Here is a 15223-nt window from a genome sequence, read left to right as displayed (position 1 = left end):
GCCGCTCCTTCAGTGCTTAAGATAGAAAGAAAACTCTTTTTTGACCTCAGATTATATTTTCCCGGCTTCGATGGGAGTGGGGAGGTGTCAGGATTTTCTTGAGTACTACACATGATTTTATCCGTTTTTTCACTGATAAACTGTTTTAGTGGTTCCCGCCACGATGATGCGATTCTCATTCGCTGCTTCTATATGTCTTAACAATTCGTTAGTCCGTTTAACATTGAACTGCGAAGCATCGTTTCGTTTCGGAAGCATACTGTCAATTTCATCAATCATAATAATGGCCCCTTTTACCTTACAGGCTTTTTCAAACATATCGGCAACCTTTTGCCAGTCAACATTGTTCTTCACGGAATGATTGTGCCTACACACTTACTGATTAATATTGACCAATATCTGCAATGGTAACTTTGCCTATTTTACTAAGACTCAATATGAATGGTTTCAAAAGTATTGACTGAAATTGTAACTGTCTTTCACTGAGTTTTAAGTCAACCGACCAGCCGGGACGCTTATCTGACTTGATCTTTTTGACAAGATTAAGGCGTTGTTCATCAGTTAATTGCTCAGCATGCCTTTTTAAGGCGGATACTGAAGAAGATAAAGATTCTTGCGAAGATCTTATCTTGTTCAAATACCAGAGAGTTTTAGCGCTGAGTGATCCGTCATATGTCGTCGAATTTGCATTCATGGTATGACCGTCATATTGATAATGTGCATGCCGTTCGACTCCCCGTTTCTGAAAAGGTTCCTGAATCTTATTGATGCAGGGCTGCTATTGTTTGTTAGCCATTCTGATCAATTTGTCAGTTTATCCGGTTAATCAATAGGGTAGGTTCTTGATATGGCTAAAACTATGCAGGGTGATTCACATGATAGGAAATTCCAGGGATACTCAGGGTCTGTTGCAGGCTGAAGTTCAGGGACTGGTGCAGACTCAAGGCTTGATGCCGAGCAATTTCAATAATCCAAAAGCGACATCTGGCCAGCGTTCACATAAAGGTTACGGGTCGTCAACGATCAGGAAAAAGATCACCGATTACCTTATTAGCAGGCCTTTGGTTTATATCTGCAATAAAGCATTGTCAATCTATTTGAAAATTGCACTATGTATGAAAGGAGCAGTTGATCGCTCAGAAACATCACTGAGTTCGGCAGAGACAGAAAAGGTCAATGGTTTCCTGAGTGACTTGCATACTCGTGCCAGCAAGCTGATACAGAAGCTTGATGTTAACGAAGTGAGGGAAAAGGTTAAGCAGTCTTTCATAGATCTTGAGCTGATGGATTGCAGAGGTGAGTGGACTCAGGAAATATTCGAAATAATCAGTGGTAACTTATCCGATGATACTTCGCAGGAAGCAATAGAAAAGGCAGTCAGTGAGGTTTTCAGGAATATCAAGGACAATGATTATTTGATGCGTGCTATTCATAACATTATTAATGTCAGTGAAACGAACGAAGGCATGCTCGAAAAGGGTAAAAATGAAATTATTCATGAACTGGAATCGGTATTGCCATTTGCTCTGGCGCTCAATTTACTGACCAAAGCCCAGATTCAAAATGCCGAAGTGCTGGAAGCGTGTGTTCATTTGTGGAAAAAAAAGCGAAATGAAATGGGGGGAGCTATCAGAGGGCTGGGTTTCATAAAAGCGATTAAGCTCATCTCCGTTGAGCAGCCTATTGTGAAGATGTTGAAAGGTCGAAAGCAACGAAATTATCCCCATTCGCAGGGGCGTTGTATTTTGCCCTTTAATATTATTGAAGCGACCGCCGTGGAGGCAGTCAGTGGCCGTCACGAAAATGCCTGTGCAGGCTTGACCCTGGCCCAGCATTATCCGGGTAAATACACCCAATGTGCTTCTGAGTTGGATGAGCAGGGGCAGGAACCTCTGTTTAATTATCCGCTGCCGAAGCATTGGAGTGATCTCTATACAACCTGGAATATGCAGTTTTGCGCTACCAGCAATGAGCGACCCGAACTGCTGAGTAAGTTGTTGATACCGGCGGTGAGTGGTTATCAGGATAAGCCCAGGGCCTATATATCGCGAAGGGCATACGCGTTATATACAGCGCTTAACTATCTGTTTTTCAGAGCTGAGAAGTCGAATCCGGTACCCAGCCTGCCAAGGGTTGCCCGGCAGGCATGGGGGCACAGCAATCGGGTTTGTTCACGTCTTTACCAGCGTAAGGTTAAGGTAACTTCAAAGGCCACTGTTTGGGGAAATGGAATAGCAGTGACTGCATGACACCATTCCCGCACTCAGGCACGCTTTCTACCAGCGTGCCATCCAGGTCGTACATGACCAGGGTCAGGTTGTTCAGAAATGGATGGCCGCTGGATGTTGTCATGGTTTATAAAGCCACGACTTCAGCCAGCTCGGAGCGCATTTGCGTCACGACATCCTGATAGTTGTCAGCACCAAAAATGGCGGAGCCGGCAACAAAGGTATCCGCACCGGCCTCGGCAATCTGGCGGATATTACTGGCCGACACACCACCATCTACCTGAAGACGGATATTCAGCCCGCTATTATCAATCAGCTTGCGCACCCTGCACAGTTTTTTCAGGGTTGAGGGGATAAACTTCTGACCGCCAAAGCCGGGATTGACCGACATCAACAGGACCATATCCAGCTTGTCCATCACATACTCAAGCGCATCGGGGGATGTTGTCGGATTGAGTACCAGCCCAGCCTGGCAGCCACCTTCGCGAATCAGTTGTAAGCTACGATCAATATGTTCAGATGCTTCCGGATGGAAAGTGATCATACTGGCACCGGCTTCAATAAAATCACCGATGATACGATCGACAGGGCTCACCATCAGGTGAACATCGATGGGGGCAGTGACGCCATGCTTTCTCAGTGCCTTGCAGACCATCGGGCCCAGGGTGAGGTTCGGGACGTAGTGGTTGTCCATAACATCAAAGTGAATCCAGTCCGCTCCGGCGACCAGAACATGATCGACCTCTTCGCCCAGGCGGGCAAAATCTGCGGAAAGAATACTCGGGGCAATAATATAGTCGCGCATGGTTTTCCTGATCTGCCTGTGTATGATTTCCGGCGATTGTAGCGGGTTGTCAGGGCCCTGTCAGGTACAACCGGCTCTGACACATCGCAGGGATAGACCGGCCACCATTTCAGGCTGAGACCGCAGCGTAATGCCAGCACAATTAGTCACAATGGTTGACATCGTCTATGCTTTTACGTCACGCACTGTGCTGACTGAGCATCTCGTTATCTTCTGGTCAACGGTCTATCGACTGGAGGAGGGACCGCCTCGAAAAAAGGGTAAAGTTCATTTGGTTGGCAGCATTGTTGGTGAGGCTTGTGGTAAAAATTAAGACGATTTTTTCAAGCGCTTTGGTGTGGGGAATGAGGCGATATTGTTGTATCGCACTGATTATCACCGGCCAGGCAATGGCGAATTATCAGGGCCAGTCTGACGACGTTGTGGCTTCAGACTATGTGGGCTCCGTGGAATTGAGGGATATCTTCGGTGTTAAGGGGGATTTGAAATATACCGGGGGGTGCCAGCAGGGGGTTGCCGAGTCCTGTCGAATAATGATTTCAGTCCCGTCAGAGGCGGAAGAGATTGATCAAATGGAGGAAGTGGAGGATGGAGTTTTTGGTTATGTCAATTACCTCTCTTACCTTAAACGAACCGGGCAATTGTTGTTGGTGGACTATGAGGCAATATTGACTGAATCCGCATCAGAGGTTTCGGGTTACAAGGTGCGATTTACCACGGAAAGTAAGGTCAGGCGGTTGGTAAAAAAAATTGATTCAAGGACAATGCCTGCCCCTTTGCAGAAAAACCCGTTATTACTTTTTTTAATTCTGGCAACCCATCAGTCAGCCCTTGATTTGATGCTGTCCCCGGAAAGAACGCTTTACATTATGAGCCTTGAGTGGATGGATCTTAAGTCACTGTACATTAGTAGCGCGGGGCGGGGAGGTATTTATGGTTATCGATATTACAAATTTCCCAGGGATAATGAGCTTTTTCTCGATCTTGGCGGGCCTTTAAGTATTAACGGCCTCTCAGAAGGTGTCGGGTTCAGTTTTGCCGATAATGACAGAACGCAGCCTCCTGTGAGAATGGTGACCGGGTATCACGGGGATCAGAAAAACGGTTTTGTTAACAGGGTCTCTTTTATCGTCACTTACGCTGCCCTTGCCGGTGGTTTTGGTGTGAGTTTATGGAGTCGAAGCATTATTGGCTTCCTGCTGAACTCCCTGTTACTGGCCGTTGAAGTCCGAACCAGTGCTGCTTCCTCAGAGCTTGAGAGGTTTGGCAGAAGGGTGCTTCCGGAAGGTCTTCAGTTTAACCCGGACTTTCAGGGGCGGCATATTTTAAAAGTCCTCAGGGCTTCTGACAGCGATTTGCGGGTTGCTCGTTAGTCATGTCGCCGTGCTATGTAAATTAATGATGCAAAGTGTGGTTCCGGGTTTTTAACAGAGATCCGGTTCGCAGGGGGCTTTATTTCCTCTTGCCAAACGGTATAATACCGCTCCCGTTTCCCGATTGAGCGCCCAATGTTTTGAACAGGCCGGTATTGCTGATCTGGGGCTATTAGCCTGGCTCTTGCCCAGCAGGGAACGGCCATGTAGGAACAGGTATCGCGTCAGCGGTATCATAGAGGCGAATTTAATGAAAACTTTTAGTGCTAAGCCAGAAACCGTAAAACGTGACTGGTTCGTAGTTGATGCCGAAGGCAAAACCCTGGGTCGTCTGGCAACAGAAATCGCTCTGCGTCTGCGCGGCAAGCATAAGCCAGAGTACACTCCTCATGTGGACACTGGCGACTACATCGTTGTAGTAAACGCTGAGAAAGTACGTGTTACCGGACGTAAGTCTACTGACAAGATGTACCACCGCCACACCGGTTACATCGGCGGCCTTAAGTCCATCAGCTTTGACAAGCTGATCGACCACAAGCCTGAGCTGGTAATCGAGACGGCTGTTAAGGGGATGCTGCCCAAGAATTCTCTGGGTCGTGCCATGTACAGCAAGCTGAAGGTTTATGCCGGAAGCGAGCATCCGCATGCTGCTCAGCAGCCTCAGCAACTGGAAATTTAATCAGGGGTGGTTATGTCTGTAACTCAATACTACGGAACTGGACGTCGTAAGTCCTCAACCGCACGTGTTTTCCTGAGAGCTGGTTCTGGCAGTATCACTGTCAATGGCCGTTCCCTGGACGAATACTTCGGCCGTGAAACTGCTCGAATGGTAGTTCGTCAGCCTCTGGAACTGACTGAGCTGACTGAAAAGTTCGACATCAAGATCACTGTATCTGGTGGCGGCGGTTCTGGTCAGGCTGGTGCTATCCGTCATGGTATCACCCGCGCGCTGATGCAGTACGATGAGACTCTGCGCTCTCCTCTGCGTAAAGCTGGCTACGTTACCCGTGACGCTCGTGAAGTTGAGCGTAAGAAAGTGGGTCTGCGTAAAGCCCGTAAGCGTCCACAGTTCTCCAAGCGCTGATATTGTGCTCAGACCACCGGCCGGTTTTCCGGCTGGTTGCCTGGATTACTGGAAAGCTTCCCTTTGTGCCTCTTTCGGGAGAGCGTATCGGGAAGTTTTTTTATGCCTGAAACTTTTATTAAAAAACCTGTGCCTTGTTTTGGGCATTTTTTTTATGCGTTAAAACCAGTATCATTACGCACTGCCGCTTATGTGGGTAAGTATAATGCGAGGCGGCTTTATTGTTGGGAGTTGATTGCAGCTGTCAGGTTGTTATTTGAGGTGCGGGTGGTTCTGCGAGAGAGCTTTTGAGTCTTTGTCCTTTCCGGGTTAACAAAAGCCCTGTTTCAGAAGTAAATCTGTTATCACACCCATGAACAAAAAGAAGTCATTGGGCGTTCAGCCCGGATGGGGAGAGTAGGTTAATGAGTGACAACGGCATAAACAAAGGCCGGCGCCGCTTTCTCGTGGCAGCGACTTCGGTGGTGGGGGCTGCCGGTGCTGTAGGGGTTGCTACGCCTTTTCTGAAGTCGTGGAACCCGAGTGCAAAAGCTAAGGCTGCCGGTGCACCGGTAAAAGTCAATTTAAGCAAACTGGAACCCGGGCAACAGGTTGTCTATGAATGGCGGGGTAAACCAGTCTTTGTGCTGCGACGTACCAAAGATATGCTTAATGAACTGCCATCACAGGATGGGCGTTTGCGCGACCCGAAATCAGAAAGCTCAGAGCAGCCTGAGTATGCCACCAATCCGTACCGTTCACGGACGGAAGATGTTCTTGTTCTGGTCGGTTTGTGTACCCACCTCGGGTGTTCTCCAAAATATCTGCCGGAAGTCAAACCCATGGAGTTTGATGCCAACTGGAAGGGGGGGTATTTCTGCCCCTGTCATGGTTCGCGGTTCGATCTGGCCGGTCGGGTGTATAAAGGAGTTCCTGCCCCAACGAATCTGGTCGTGCCACCTTACTCCTTTGAAGGCGATGATATTCTGATTATCGGTAAAGATGAGGAGAATGCGTGATGGGAAATAAAATAATGGCCTGGGTTGATGCCCGACTTCCCGTCACCCAGGCGTGGGAGAAGCATCTCAGCAAATATTATGCGCCCAAAAACTTCAACTTCTGGTATTTCTTTGGTTCTCTGGCCCTGCTGGTTCTGGTTAACCAGCTCCTGACGGGCATCTGGCTGACCATGAGCTATGTTCCCAGCGCTGAAGCTGCTTTTGCTTCTGTTGAGTACATTATGCGGGATGTGGAATATGGCTGGTTGATCCGCTACATGCACTCTACCGGCGCATCCATGTTCTTTGTGGTGATTTACTGCCACATGTTTCGTGGTCTTCTCTACGGGTCCTACAAGGCACCACGGGAGTTGATCTGGATCTTTGGTATGGCCATATACCTGGCGCTGATGGGTGAGGCCTTTATGGGGTACCTGTTGCCCTGGGGGCAGATGTCCTATTGGGGGGCGCAGGTAATTATTTCCCTGTTTGGCGCTATTCCGGTAATTGGTCCGGATCTTCAGCAGTGGATTCGTGGTGACTTCCTGATTTCCGGTATTACCCTGAACCGCTTCTTTGCACTGCATGTCATTGCGCTGCCGATCGTTATTCTTGGTCTGGTGGTTTTGCACATCCTGGCATTGCATGAAGTGGGCTCAAACAATCCGGACGGTATAGATATCAAGAAGAACAAAGGGCCGGATGGTGTGCCTCTGGATGGTATCGCTTTTCACCCCTATTACACCGTTAAGGATATTGTCGGTGTTGTGGTCTTCCTGTTCGTGTTCTGTGGCATTATTTTCTTCTTCCCGGAGATGGGCGGGTTCTTCCTTGAGCATGCCAACTTTGAACCGGCCAACGGCCTGAAGACGCCCGAGCATATTGCACCAGTCTGGTACTTTGGGGCGTTCTACTCCATTCTCAGGGCGATTACCTTTGATATCGGGCCAATCGACTCCAAGCTGGGTGGGGTTGTCGCCATGGGTGGTGCCATTGCCATTCTCTTTGTTCTGCCCTGGCTGGATCGCAGCCCGGTCAGGTCATGGCGTTACAAGGGCATGATCAGCAGAACCAGCATTGTGGTTTTTGCCTTTGTCTTTATTTTGCTGACCTGGCTCGGAACGCAACCGGCTACTGAGACTTATACACTCATTGCCCAGATCTGTACGCTGATTTACTTTGCGTTCTTCCTGTTGATGCCTTTCTACACACGATGGGAGAAGACCAAACCTGTACCTGAGAGGGTGACCGGCTAATGAAAAGAATAATACTGACCATTAAGTTGTTTCTGGTTTCGGTGCTGTTTTCATCGTTGGCGGCAGCAGCCGGTGGGGGATACCCGCTTGATGAGGCCAATGTGGACCCTTCTGACAAAGCTTCGCTGCAGCGGGGGGCGAAGTATTACCAGAACTACTGTGCAGGTTGTCATGCGACCCAGTATCAGCGCTATGAGCGGGTAGCGGATGACCTTGGCATTCCCCATGACCTGATGATGGAGCACCTGGTGTTCGATAAGTCTGCCAAGATCGGTGATCTGATGCATAACAGCATGGACCCGGACGAAGCGAAGGTCTGGTTTGGTGCTACACCTCCGGACCTGACACTGGTGTCCCGCGTTAAAGGTGGGCCTGACTGGCTATATACCTACCTTCGGACCTTCTACGAAGACCCAAGCCGTCCTTATGGGGTAAATAACAAGGTCTTCCCGGATGTTGGTATGCCCCATGTGCTTCTGGGGCTTCAGGGAGTACAGATCGACAATTGCGGTGATACAGACCCAACGGCCCGTGACCCGCTGACCGGAGACAAGATCTGTGGCCTGACGGTTGATCCGGAGCGTAAGGGGAGTATGACGCCCACCGAATACGATCAAATGGCCTATGATTTGACCAACTTCCTGGCTTACTCTGCGGAGCCAATGCAAGAACAGCGTAAGCAGCTGGGTATTTATGTATACCTGTTCCTGGCGCTGCTCTTCGTGTTTGCCTATCTGCTCAAACGGGAATTCTGGAAGGATGTCCACTAGGCATTAGTCGCCGTTATCGGCTCTCTGAACCAACAAGCCCACAAAGGAAGGCTCTTCTTTGTGGGCTTTGTGCTTTTTGTGATTATCAAAAAGCAGACAATGGTGGATTTCATCTCTGGCTGTCAGTAGAAGGGCTTGCTAAGATTCCAGTTTTTTGAATCCCCCTCTGGTATTTAAGACGATGAGTAAATCACTTCGTGACCAGCTGATGAAAGCTGGCCTTGCGACAAAACAACAGGCATTACAGGCCAAGACCAGTAATAAGAAAAAGAAACAGCAGGCTGCCCGCTCTGGTGATATGACCGATCAGGAAAAACGCCGTATTGAGCTGGAGAAAGAGAGGCAGGCTCAGGCTGAGAAAGATCGTGAGCTGAATCGACAGCTTGAAGATGAACGTCAGCGTAAGGCGTTGGACGCACAGGTTCGTCAACTGATTGAGACTAATGCATTGTCCCGTAATGGGGGCGATGCAGAATATAAGTTTGTTTATGAAAACAAAATCAAGAAAATTTATGTGACTGATGAACAGTTAACCAAGTTGGAAAGGGGGTTGCTGGCCTTGGCGATACTGGGCGACGATTTTCTGGTCATCCCTGCGCCGGTGGCCAGTAAGATTGCCGAGCGTAAGCCAGAAGCGATTGTCATACAGAATGATAAGTCTGGCGATCTGACCGAGGAAGAAGAAGACTGGTATGCGGATTATCAGATTCCGGATGACCTGATGTGGTAACGGGGGCTTAAGTAGTTGGCCAAATGGAATCGTATATTTCTGGCTAAGTGGGCAGTTGCTATGCAAGGCGCAACGTAGGGAGCATAGCCGTAGCTATGTGACCGGAGTTGCAACGCCGCAGAGTGACTGACAACTTAGTCAGAAATATATGATTTCATTTGGTTAACTACTTAACCCCCCCGTTCAATTAATGGGTTCTCGAAATGTTACTTAATGAATGAGAACCATTGTTGGCTGCTCTGCCAACGGGTTAGTCAACCGTTGCCAGGGCTTCAATTTCTACCTTCACATCTTTTGGCAGACGGGCAACTTCAACCAGGCTGCGGGCAGGGAAAGGTACTTTGAAGTACTGCTTGTAGACTTCGTTTATATTGCTGAACTCATCCATATCGCGAACGAATACGGTGACTTTTTTCACCCGGTTCATGCCGCTGCCGGCCGCTTCCAATACCGCTTTCAGGTTTTTCAGGCACTGATGAGCCTGCTGTTTGGTGTCTTCAGATACTTCTCCGGTTTCCGGATCGATTGGCAGCTGGCCAGATGTGAAAACCAGGTTATCAAAGCGCATACCCTGAGAATATGGGCCGATAGCCGGAGGAGCGTCAGGGGTTTCGATCACTTTGTCCATGATGATTAAGCCGCTTTGTTTAAGGGAAAGGGGCGAGATTTTAGAGATGTCGCGTGTGTTTGTCATCGGTTCAAAGTGAATTTAGGGGTTTATTTTTGACCGGTTTCTCAAAGGTCATGACTGTTATGTTTATTCTTCAGGTGTCGTTTTTTGGCAGGTATGCTTTGTGTAGAACTTGATGGCAAGGAGAAAACTCAGCCGAAAAGCCTCGTCCTCAAAACTCCTCTCCATATAGTGTTTTTTGAATTCTGAAAGCTTAATCTGGACTTATATAAACTGTCATGGGTAGATAGCCCGGTTTCCGGATTATGAACATCACGACAGATTTCAAAACTGTCACATTTTTATCGTAAAGTGACATCATGGATACGGATCTTTTATGACTGACGGATTGTTATCGGCACCTTTGAGTGAGGGTTAAATTATGTGGTTCCAGAAACAGGTTCAGCTGCGTCCCTATCGGAGGGGGTTTCATGTGGTTACGGCCGAAATTATTGGTCAGTTACCGGAGCTGGAGAATTATAAGACAGGGATTTGTCATATCTTTTTACAGCATACTTCTGCTTCACTGACACTCAATGAGAATGCCGACCCCAATGTCCGTCATGATATGGAAGCCTTCAGTAATCATTATATCCCTGAAAATGAAGAGTATTTTCTCCATGTGATAGAAGGCAGTGATGATATGCCGGCCCACATTAAATCCAGCCTGTTTGGTGCCGATGTAATCATTCCAATCACGGACGGTTCGCTGGCTTTGGGTAATTGGCAGGGGATATGGCTGGGGGAACACAGAGACAGTGGCGGAAGTCGTAAGTTAATCATCACTTTACACGGTGAAAGTTATACGTAATGATAAAAAACAAGCAGCAACAATGTATTTTTTATACAGGAGGGTGAGACCAAACTGGCATTTTAACAATGCTGGACTATAACTATAAAAATTGTACAAGAAGTCAATCTCAATATTTCGGAATGGATATTCCGAAAACCAGTACCTAGAGGACATAGCTATGGCACGGAAAAAGCCGACTAAAGCTGCTGCTGGTTTTGATGGCGCTGATATAGGGTTTCTGGGGAGCCGCGACGAACCTGCTGAAGAGAGGACCGTTGAGTCTCGTAAAAAACTCAGGGCAAGTCTGGATGCCCAGGTAGAAGAGTTTTTGAAGAAAGGAGGCCAGATTGAGGAGGTTCCATCGAACATTACCGCAGACCCACCGAAAAAGCCCTCCGGTGAATATGGTAACAGACCAATATAGTTTAACCGTTAAAGCCCGGTATTCGCCGGGTTTTTTTTTGCATATATATTTTATACCAGAAGCGCACGACAGCATGGATGCAAGACTGCCCATGAAAAATGATCAGTGAGCGCTTCCAGAAGATTCAAACGACTTCTACCCAATTACCACCGTCGTAAGGCGATAGTTTTCCAATTGGCTCCAGAGACAATTCAAATCTTGCCGCGACGTTATGGAAAGCTTCTTCGGCCGCCGGATCTACCGCGACCAACAGTCCACCACTGGTTTGGGGATCACAGAGAATGTGTTTCTGTTGCTCGGTAATATTGGCGGCTTTGTGGCCATAGCTGGCATAGTTTCTTTCCGTTCCGCCGGGAATGCAGCCCTGTTGACGATAGGTTTCCACATGAGGAAGAAGTGGCAGCTTGTCGTTATACAGCCTGGCTTTTACCTTGCTGCCTTCACAAACCTCGAGAAGATGGCCAAGAAGACCAAAGCCAGTAACATCGGTGATGGCACTGATGCCATTCAGCAGAGACAGGTCAGCCCCCATGGTGTTCATTACGCACATGGAGTCACGGGCAATATGCTGGTGCTCCTCCTGCAACAGCTTTTTCTTTTGTGCTGTTGTGAGAATACCAACGCCAAGCGGCTTGGTCAGATAAAGCTTGTGACCGGCCTGAGCCTGATCATTTCTTTTCAGATGCTCAAGGGATACACGACCAGTGACGGCAAGTCCGAAGATGGGTTCAGGGGCGTCGATACTGTGGCCTCCGGCCAGAGGTATACCTGCATCGGCACAGGCCTGACGACCACCGTCTACTACCTGGGCTGCGACTTCCGGCGGTAGCTTGTTAACGGGCCAGCCAAGAATGGCTATGGCCATTAAGGGCGTGCCACCCATGGCGTAAATATCGCTGATGGCATTTGTCGCAGCGATGCGACCAAAGTCAAATGGATCATCAACAATAGGCATAAAGAAATCAGTCGTGCTGATGATCCCTTCACCATTGCCCAGGTCAACAACGGCTGCATCATCTTTGCTGGCATTACCTACAACCAGGTTAGGAAACTCTGGAAGAGTAAGGTTGGTTTGCAAAATACCGTCAAGAATCTGTGGTGAAATTTTACATCCACATCCCGCACCATGACTGTATTCTGTGAGCTTCAGATCCTTCATTAATACTGCCTCTGAGCTAACGCTTGAAATGCGCGTACTTTAGCACCGCGAACCCTTTTATTAAATGCCTTAAGGGCGAGAAGGTTGCACACATTTGCGGGGCACCCATAGAAAACAGAGGTTTCTAATGTCATTTCTCTGTGATAAAAGGTAATTTTAGACGTCAGTGTAAGTAGCTAGCTGTATAAAACTATACATTTTGGATTACATATTGCTACTCCCCTGGATCAGGTTGATCCAAAGCGAAAGAAGAATAGCGATAATTGATGAATCAGGAGAATCGGATGGGAGCACTAACTTTGCCTTGTTCTTCTATCGATGATTTGCTGCAGCAACAGTCGGCAGCGTTGCAGCAGTGGCTTTCCAGCGGTGATCGCAAGATCGAAGGTCTGGTTGTTCGTAAATTTCCCGCCTGGCTGGAGTCTTATCAATTTATTAAAGCAGGTTCAGGTGCCCAGTTTGATACTGCGCGTTTTCGCCTGATGATGTGTAATAAATATGATATCTGGCGAGTTAATATAGATATGATCTTTCATCCCAGGGTGCGGCTGTTGGATGACGGCTCTACCGCCGGTCCCGGAATATTATTTAATGTGCTGGATGATGAAGATCAGAGTGTTCTGATTGATTATTTTGAGGCAGGTGTTCCTGCCCCGGCGGATTCAATAACGCCGGAGCATTGGTGTACGTACTGGTTTAAGAAGCTGACCAGGAGTCATCACATTAATCGGATTTTCGCTTATAAAGAGTACGAGGCAGAAATTGATTGACTGTTTACCGGTGGTTTTATAGCTGACAGCAGCTTTTTAAACTGAAAAAGCTGCTGAGTAGCATAAGGCGTTATCCACTTTTTGCTTTATCCAGCCATGCCTGGGAAAAGGACTGAAGCATTGGGATAACAACTGCCCAGATAATGGCCAGGATCAACAGCGTCTGCCATAAAGGCTGGGCTAGGGTTACATCACTTATTTTTGACCCGGCCAAATAGCTTAATGGTCCCCCAAGGAAGCCCAGTATGGCTCCGTAGAGTTTGTGGGTTCGGGACCAGTCAAGGCTGTGCCTTAGAGTGGTGGCGAATATCAGCCACAGACAGGCCAGCCAGAGTGGTAAAATACGTCCAGCGTCATCCAGTTGAGAGCTAAACTGCAGGATTTCCAGATTTCCAAGAAAGCTATCGATAGCGCACCCCAGTAAAAAGGTAAGAGCCAGTATTTGTTTTTCCTTATGCCAGTTACCTATCCATAGCAAGTGGATAAAAAGGACTATTACGGCTGCAGCCAGGGCAATTTGATCCCCCCCAAGAACACAGGCAAGCCAGCCAAGCTGGAAAAGCAGATAATTAGCAATCAGTTTTATTTTGTCGTTTGTCATCATTATTAGAACACCAGTGGTCGATAGATAGGGTCCAGTTCTACGGTCAGGATGTCCCGAATGGTTTCCAAAGCGAACTGAACTTTATTGTCACTATCAGGGCTGCTTATACAAAGGCGAACGGCCTGGGGAACTGAGTAGCTGCCAACGGCAAACAGTTCTGACTGGAGCACTTTTACTCCTTTATTGTTCAGATGTCGTACAAAAGTCTCGGCCCGCCAGGGTTCGGGTAGCTTGATCCAGCCATGAAAACTATAAGTTTGTGCCTGCGTGCTATCTCAATGATTCGCTCTCGCCGTTGTATTGGCATAATAAGCGCTGTCGGATTTTGCAGGGATGGCATTAGATACAGCAGTTTCGGGCGGTGTTGCAGGCAGCACTGTTCCAGTGCTTCTGGAATCAGGCCATGCTCATCCATCGGCAAACCTATATGGTGAGTTTGCCATTGCCTTGCCGCATTGATGAACCCCGGATAGGTAAGGGACTCGGAAACGATGGTGTCCCCTGGCCGGGTGGCTGCCTGAAGAGCCATCATATTGCCATGCTGGCCCCCATTGGTGATAAGAATATTGTCTGGATTTACATGGATCGACAGCGTTGCAAGCCATCCGGCAATGATACTGCGATGCCTTTCAAGTCCGGTTTCAGGTAGATAGTCCAGCAGAGAAGTCATGCGCAGAGGGTCTGATGCAATCATTTGCAGCGTCTCGGCCAGTATCTCTTCTCTCGGTGCCGGAACCTGAAGGGGCAGGCTCATATCAATAACCGTAGACTCTGGTTTTTGAGGTACATTGAATTGGGCCTGCTGCCAGACCTTACCGGTGACAAAAGTTCCACTGCCCACTCTGGCGGTAATCAACCGTCGTCTTTCTGCTTCAGCATAGCCCCGGGTAATAGTACCAATGGTTACGTTAAGAACATCGGCAAGCCAGCGATGAGTAGGCAGTTTATCGCCTGAGTGTAATGATCCATTTTTAACGGCCTGCTCGATGGCATCGGCGAGAGCCATATATTTGGGGCCGGAATTGAAGGAAAGGCTTTTCAGCCAGCCCGGGAAGCTTATTTCTTTATCCATTGTCTTTTTATTATGTTTGAAATGATATCTTTGTCATGGTGACAATTTATTAATTGCACGCTTTTTTGTCCATGCATCATACTGCATTGGAACCTTTATATCGTCGTTTGTTTGATTGTATGGGGGCAATTTTCAAGGGCATTATTAAAATTTACAGAGGGAAAAATGAATGAGATAGAGATACTCTGGTTACCATTGGTAGCCTTTGCCTTGAGTTCCAGTATTACACCGGGGCCCAATAATATTATGCTGGCAGCCAGCGGGGTCAATTATGGCTTTGCCAGAAGTATTCCCCACATGCTGGGTGTGTCTATTGGGTTCTTTATTCTGTTTCTTGGGGTTGCATTTGGACTGGGGAGTGTCTTTGAGAGGTATCCACAGCTGAAAACGGGGTTGAAATATATTGGGTCCATGTATCAATGGCACTGACTTAATGCCTAATCCCTTGATAATTCAAGGCTTACTCGGAAAGAAGCGACTATAAAAAGTCATCATCATCAATATTTCC

Annotated in this window: 20 protein-coding genes; 12 read left to right on the top strand and 8 right to left on the bottom strand. The window is 47.9% G+C overall.

What is annotated here, in order from left to right:
• Positions 1-129 precede the first annotated feature (129 nt).
• Both ACO6VE_RS15195 and ACO6VE_RS15190 read right to left on the bottom strand, forming a co-directional pair.
• Complete coding sequence (locus ACO6VE_RS15195) at positions 130-354, bottom strand: AAA family ATPase (protein WP_422446739.1); 225 nt, start codon at positions 352-354, stop codon at positions 130-132.
• A gap of 28 nt (positions 355-382) precedes the next feature.
• Positions 383-694: a hypothetical protein gene (locus tag ACO6VE_RS15190; protein WP_422446737.1), complete on the bottom strand. Its 312-nt coding sequence runs from the start codon at positions 692-694 to the stop codon at positions 383-385.
• 181 nt (positions 695-875) lie between these two features.
• Between ACO6VE_RS15190 and ACO6VE_RS15185 the strand changes: the two genes are divergently transcribed.
• Positions 876-2249, top strand: a complete 1374-nt coding sequence (locus tag ACO6VE_RS15185) for a hypothetical protein (RefSeq protein WP_422446735.1) — start codon at positions 876-878, stop codon at positions 2247-2249.
• 106 nt (positions 2250-2355) lie between these two features.
• Here ACO6VE_RS15185 and rpe read toward each other — a convergent pair whose 3' ends face one another.
• A complete protein-coding gene (gene rpe / locus ACO6VE_RS15180; RefSeq protein ID WP_422446733.1) occupies positions 2356-3033 on the bottom strand; it encodes a ribulose-phosphate 3-epimerase in 678 nt (225 codons plus the stop codon).
• A 344-nt stretch (positions 3034-3377) separates the two neighbouring features.
• Between rpe and ACO6VE_RS15175 the strand changes: the two genes are divergently transcribed.
• From ACO6VE_RS15175 to ACO6VE_RS15145, 7 genes are all read left to right on the top strand, one after another.
• Positions 3378-4406 (top strand): hypothetical protein, encoded by a 1029-nt coding sequence (locus ACO6VE_RS15175; RefSeq protein WP_422462120.1) that lies wholly within the window; start codon positions 3378-3380, stop codon positions 4404-4406.
• 250 nt (positions 4407-4656) lie between these two features.
• Positions 4657-5085, top strand: a complete 429-nt coding sequence (rplM, locus tag ACO6VE_RS15170) for a 50S ribosomal protein L13 (protein ID WP_101745146.1) — start codon at positions 4657-4659, stop codon at positions 5083-5085.
• A gap of 12 nt (positions 5086-5097) precedes the next feature.
• Positions 5098-5490, top strand: coding sequence for a 30S ribosomal protein S9 (gene rpsI, locus ACO6VE_RS15165; RefSeq protein ID WP_101745147.1), 393 nt, complete (start codon positions 5098-5100; stop codon positions 5488-5490).
• Positions 5491-5894: 404 nt separating this feature from the next.
• A complete protein-coding gene (gene petA, locus ACO6VE_RS15160) occupies positions 5895-6488 on the top strand; it encodes a ubiquinol-cytochrome c reductase iron-sulfur subunit (protein WP_101745149.1) in 594 nt (197 codons plus the stop codon).
• Positions 6488-7723 (top strand): cytochrome b, encoded by a 1236-nt coding sequence (locus ACO6VE_RS15155; RefSeq protein ID WP_422446728.1) that lies wholly within the window; start codon positions 6488-6490, stop codon positions 7721-7723. Before petA ends, ACO6VE_RS15155 begins: the two co-directional genes overlap by 1 nt.
• Entirely contained in the window at positions 7723-8493 is a 771-nt protein-coding gene (locus ACO6VE_RS15150) for a cytochrome c1 (RefSeq protein WP_422462118.1), read from the top strand. Before ACO6VE_RS15155 ends, ACO6VE_RS15150 begins: the two co-directional genes overlap by 1 nt.
• A 181-nt stretch (positions 8494-8674) precedes the next feature.
• On the top strand, positions 8675-9223 hold the full coding sequence (locus ACO6VE_RS15145) for a DUF2058 domain-containing protein (protein ID WP_422446724.1): 549 nt from the start codon (positions 8675-8677) through the stop codon (positions 9221-9223).
• Positions 9224-9473: 250 nt separating this feature from the next.
• On the opposite strand, the gene ACO6VE_RS15140 is transcribed toward ACO6VE_RS15145, so the two are convergent.
• Positions 9474-9851 (bottom strand): RidA family protein, encoded by a 378-nt coding sequence (locus ACO6VE_RS15140; protein ID WP_422462116.1) that lies wholly within the window; start codon positions 9849-9851, stop codon positions 9474-9476.
• A 424-nt stretch (positions 9852-10275) separates the two neighbouring features.
• Between ACO6VE_RS15140 and ACO6VE_RS15135 the strand changes: the two genes are divergently transcribed.
• Together ACO6VE_RS15135 and ACO6VE_RS15130 are read left to right on the top strand one after the other, a co-directional pair.
• Positions 10276-10704: a secondary thiamine-phosphate synthase enzyme YjbQ gene (locus ACO6VE_RS15135; protein WP_422446720.1), complete on the top strand. Its 429-nt coding sequence runs from the start codon at positions 10276-10278 to the stop codon at positions 10702-10704.
• 160 nt (positions 10705-10864) lie between these two features.
• Positions 10865-11110, top strand: a complete 246-nt coding sequence (locus ACO6VE_RS15130; RefSeq protein WP_209203471.1) for a hypothetical protein — start codon at positions 10865-10867, stop codon at positions 11108-11110.
• Between the two features lie 124 nt (positions 11111-11234).
• Here ACO6VE_RS15130 and selD read toward each other — a convergent pair whose 3' ends face one another.
• Positions 11235-12269 (bottom strand): selenide, water dikinase SelD, encoded by a 1035-nt coding sequence (gene selD, locus ACO6VE_RS15125; protein ID WP_422462113.1) that lies wholly within the window; start codon positions 12267-12269, stop codon positions 11235-11237.
• A gap of 284 nt (positions 12270-12553) precedes the next feature.
• On the opposite strand from selD, the gene ACO6VE_RS15120 reads away from it, so the two are divergent.
• A complete protein-coding gene (locus ACO6VE_RS15120; protein WP_422462111.1) occupies positions 12554-13039 on the top strand; it encodes a hypothetical protein in 486 nt (161 codons plus the stop codon).
• Between the two features lie 70 nt (positions 13040-13109).
• Here ACO6VE_RS15120 and ACO6VE_RS15115 read toward each other — a convergent pair whose 3' ends face one another.
• Genes ACO6VE_RS15115 through ACO6VE_RS15105 form a run of 3 tightly spaced genes read right to left on the bottom strand, consistent with a single transcriptional unit; the run spans position 13110 to position 14715 of the window.
• A complete protein-coding gene (locus ACO6VE_RS15115; RefSeq protein WP_422446714.1) occupies positions 13110-13643 on the bottom strand; it encodes a DUF2878 domain-containing protein in 534 nt (177 codons plus the stop codon).
• Between the two features lie 2 nt (positions 13644-13645).
• Positions 13646-13813, bottom strand: coding sequence for a hypothetical protein (locus ACO6VE_RS15110; RefSeq protein ID WP_422446712.1), 168 nt, complete (start codon positions 13811-13813; stop codon positions 13646-13648).
• A gap of 17 nt (positions 13814-13830) precedes the next feature.
• Complete coding sequence (locus ACO6VE_RS15105) at positions 13831-14715, bottom strand: PLP-dependent aminotransferase family protein (protein ID WP_422462109.1); 885 nt, start codon at positions 14713-14715, stop codon at positions 13831-13833.
• A gap of 165 nt (positions 14716-14880) precedes the next feature.
• Here ACO6VE_RS15105 and ACO6VE_RS15100 point away from each other — a divergent pair, with 165 nt between their 5' ends.
• The gene (locus ACO6VE_RS15100) at positions 14881-15144 is read left to right on the top strand and encodes a LysE family translocator (RefSeq protein WP_422462107.1); all 264 of its coding nucleotides are present in this window, start codon (positions 14881-14883) and stop codon (positions 15142-15144) included.
• The last annotated feature ends 79 nt before the right edge of the window (positions 15145-15223 follow it).

It is taken from the genome of Endozoicomonas sp. ALB115 (genome assembly GCF_049310245.1).
In the GTDB taxonomy this organism is placed as follows: Bacteria; Pseudomonadota; Gammaproteobacteria; order Pseudomonadales; family Endozoicomonadaceae; genus Endozoicomonas.
The sequence above is the reverse complement of the archived record's forward strand: the minus strand, read 5'-3'. Positions and strand labels throughout refer to the sequence as shown.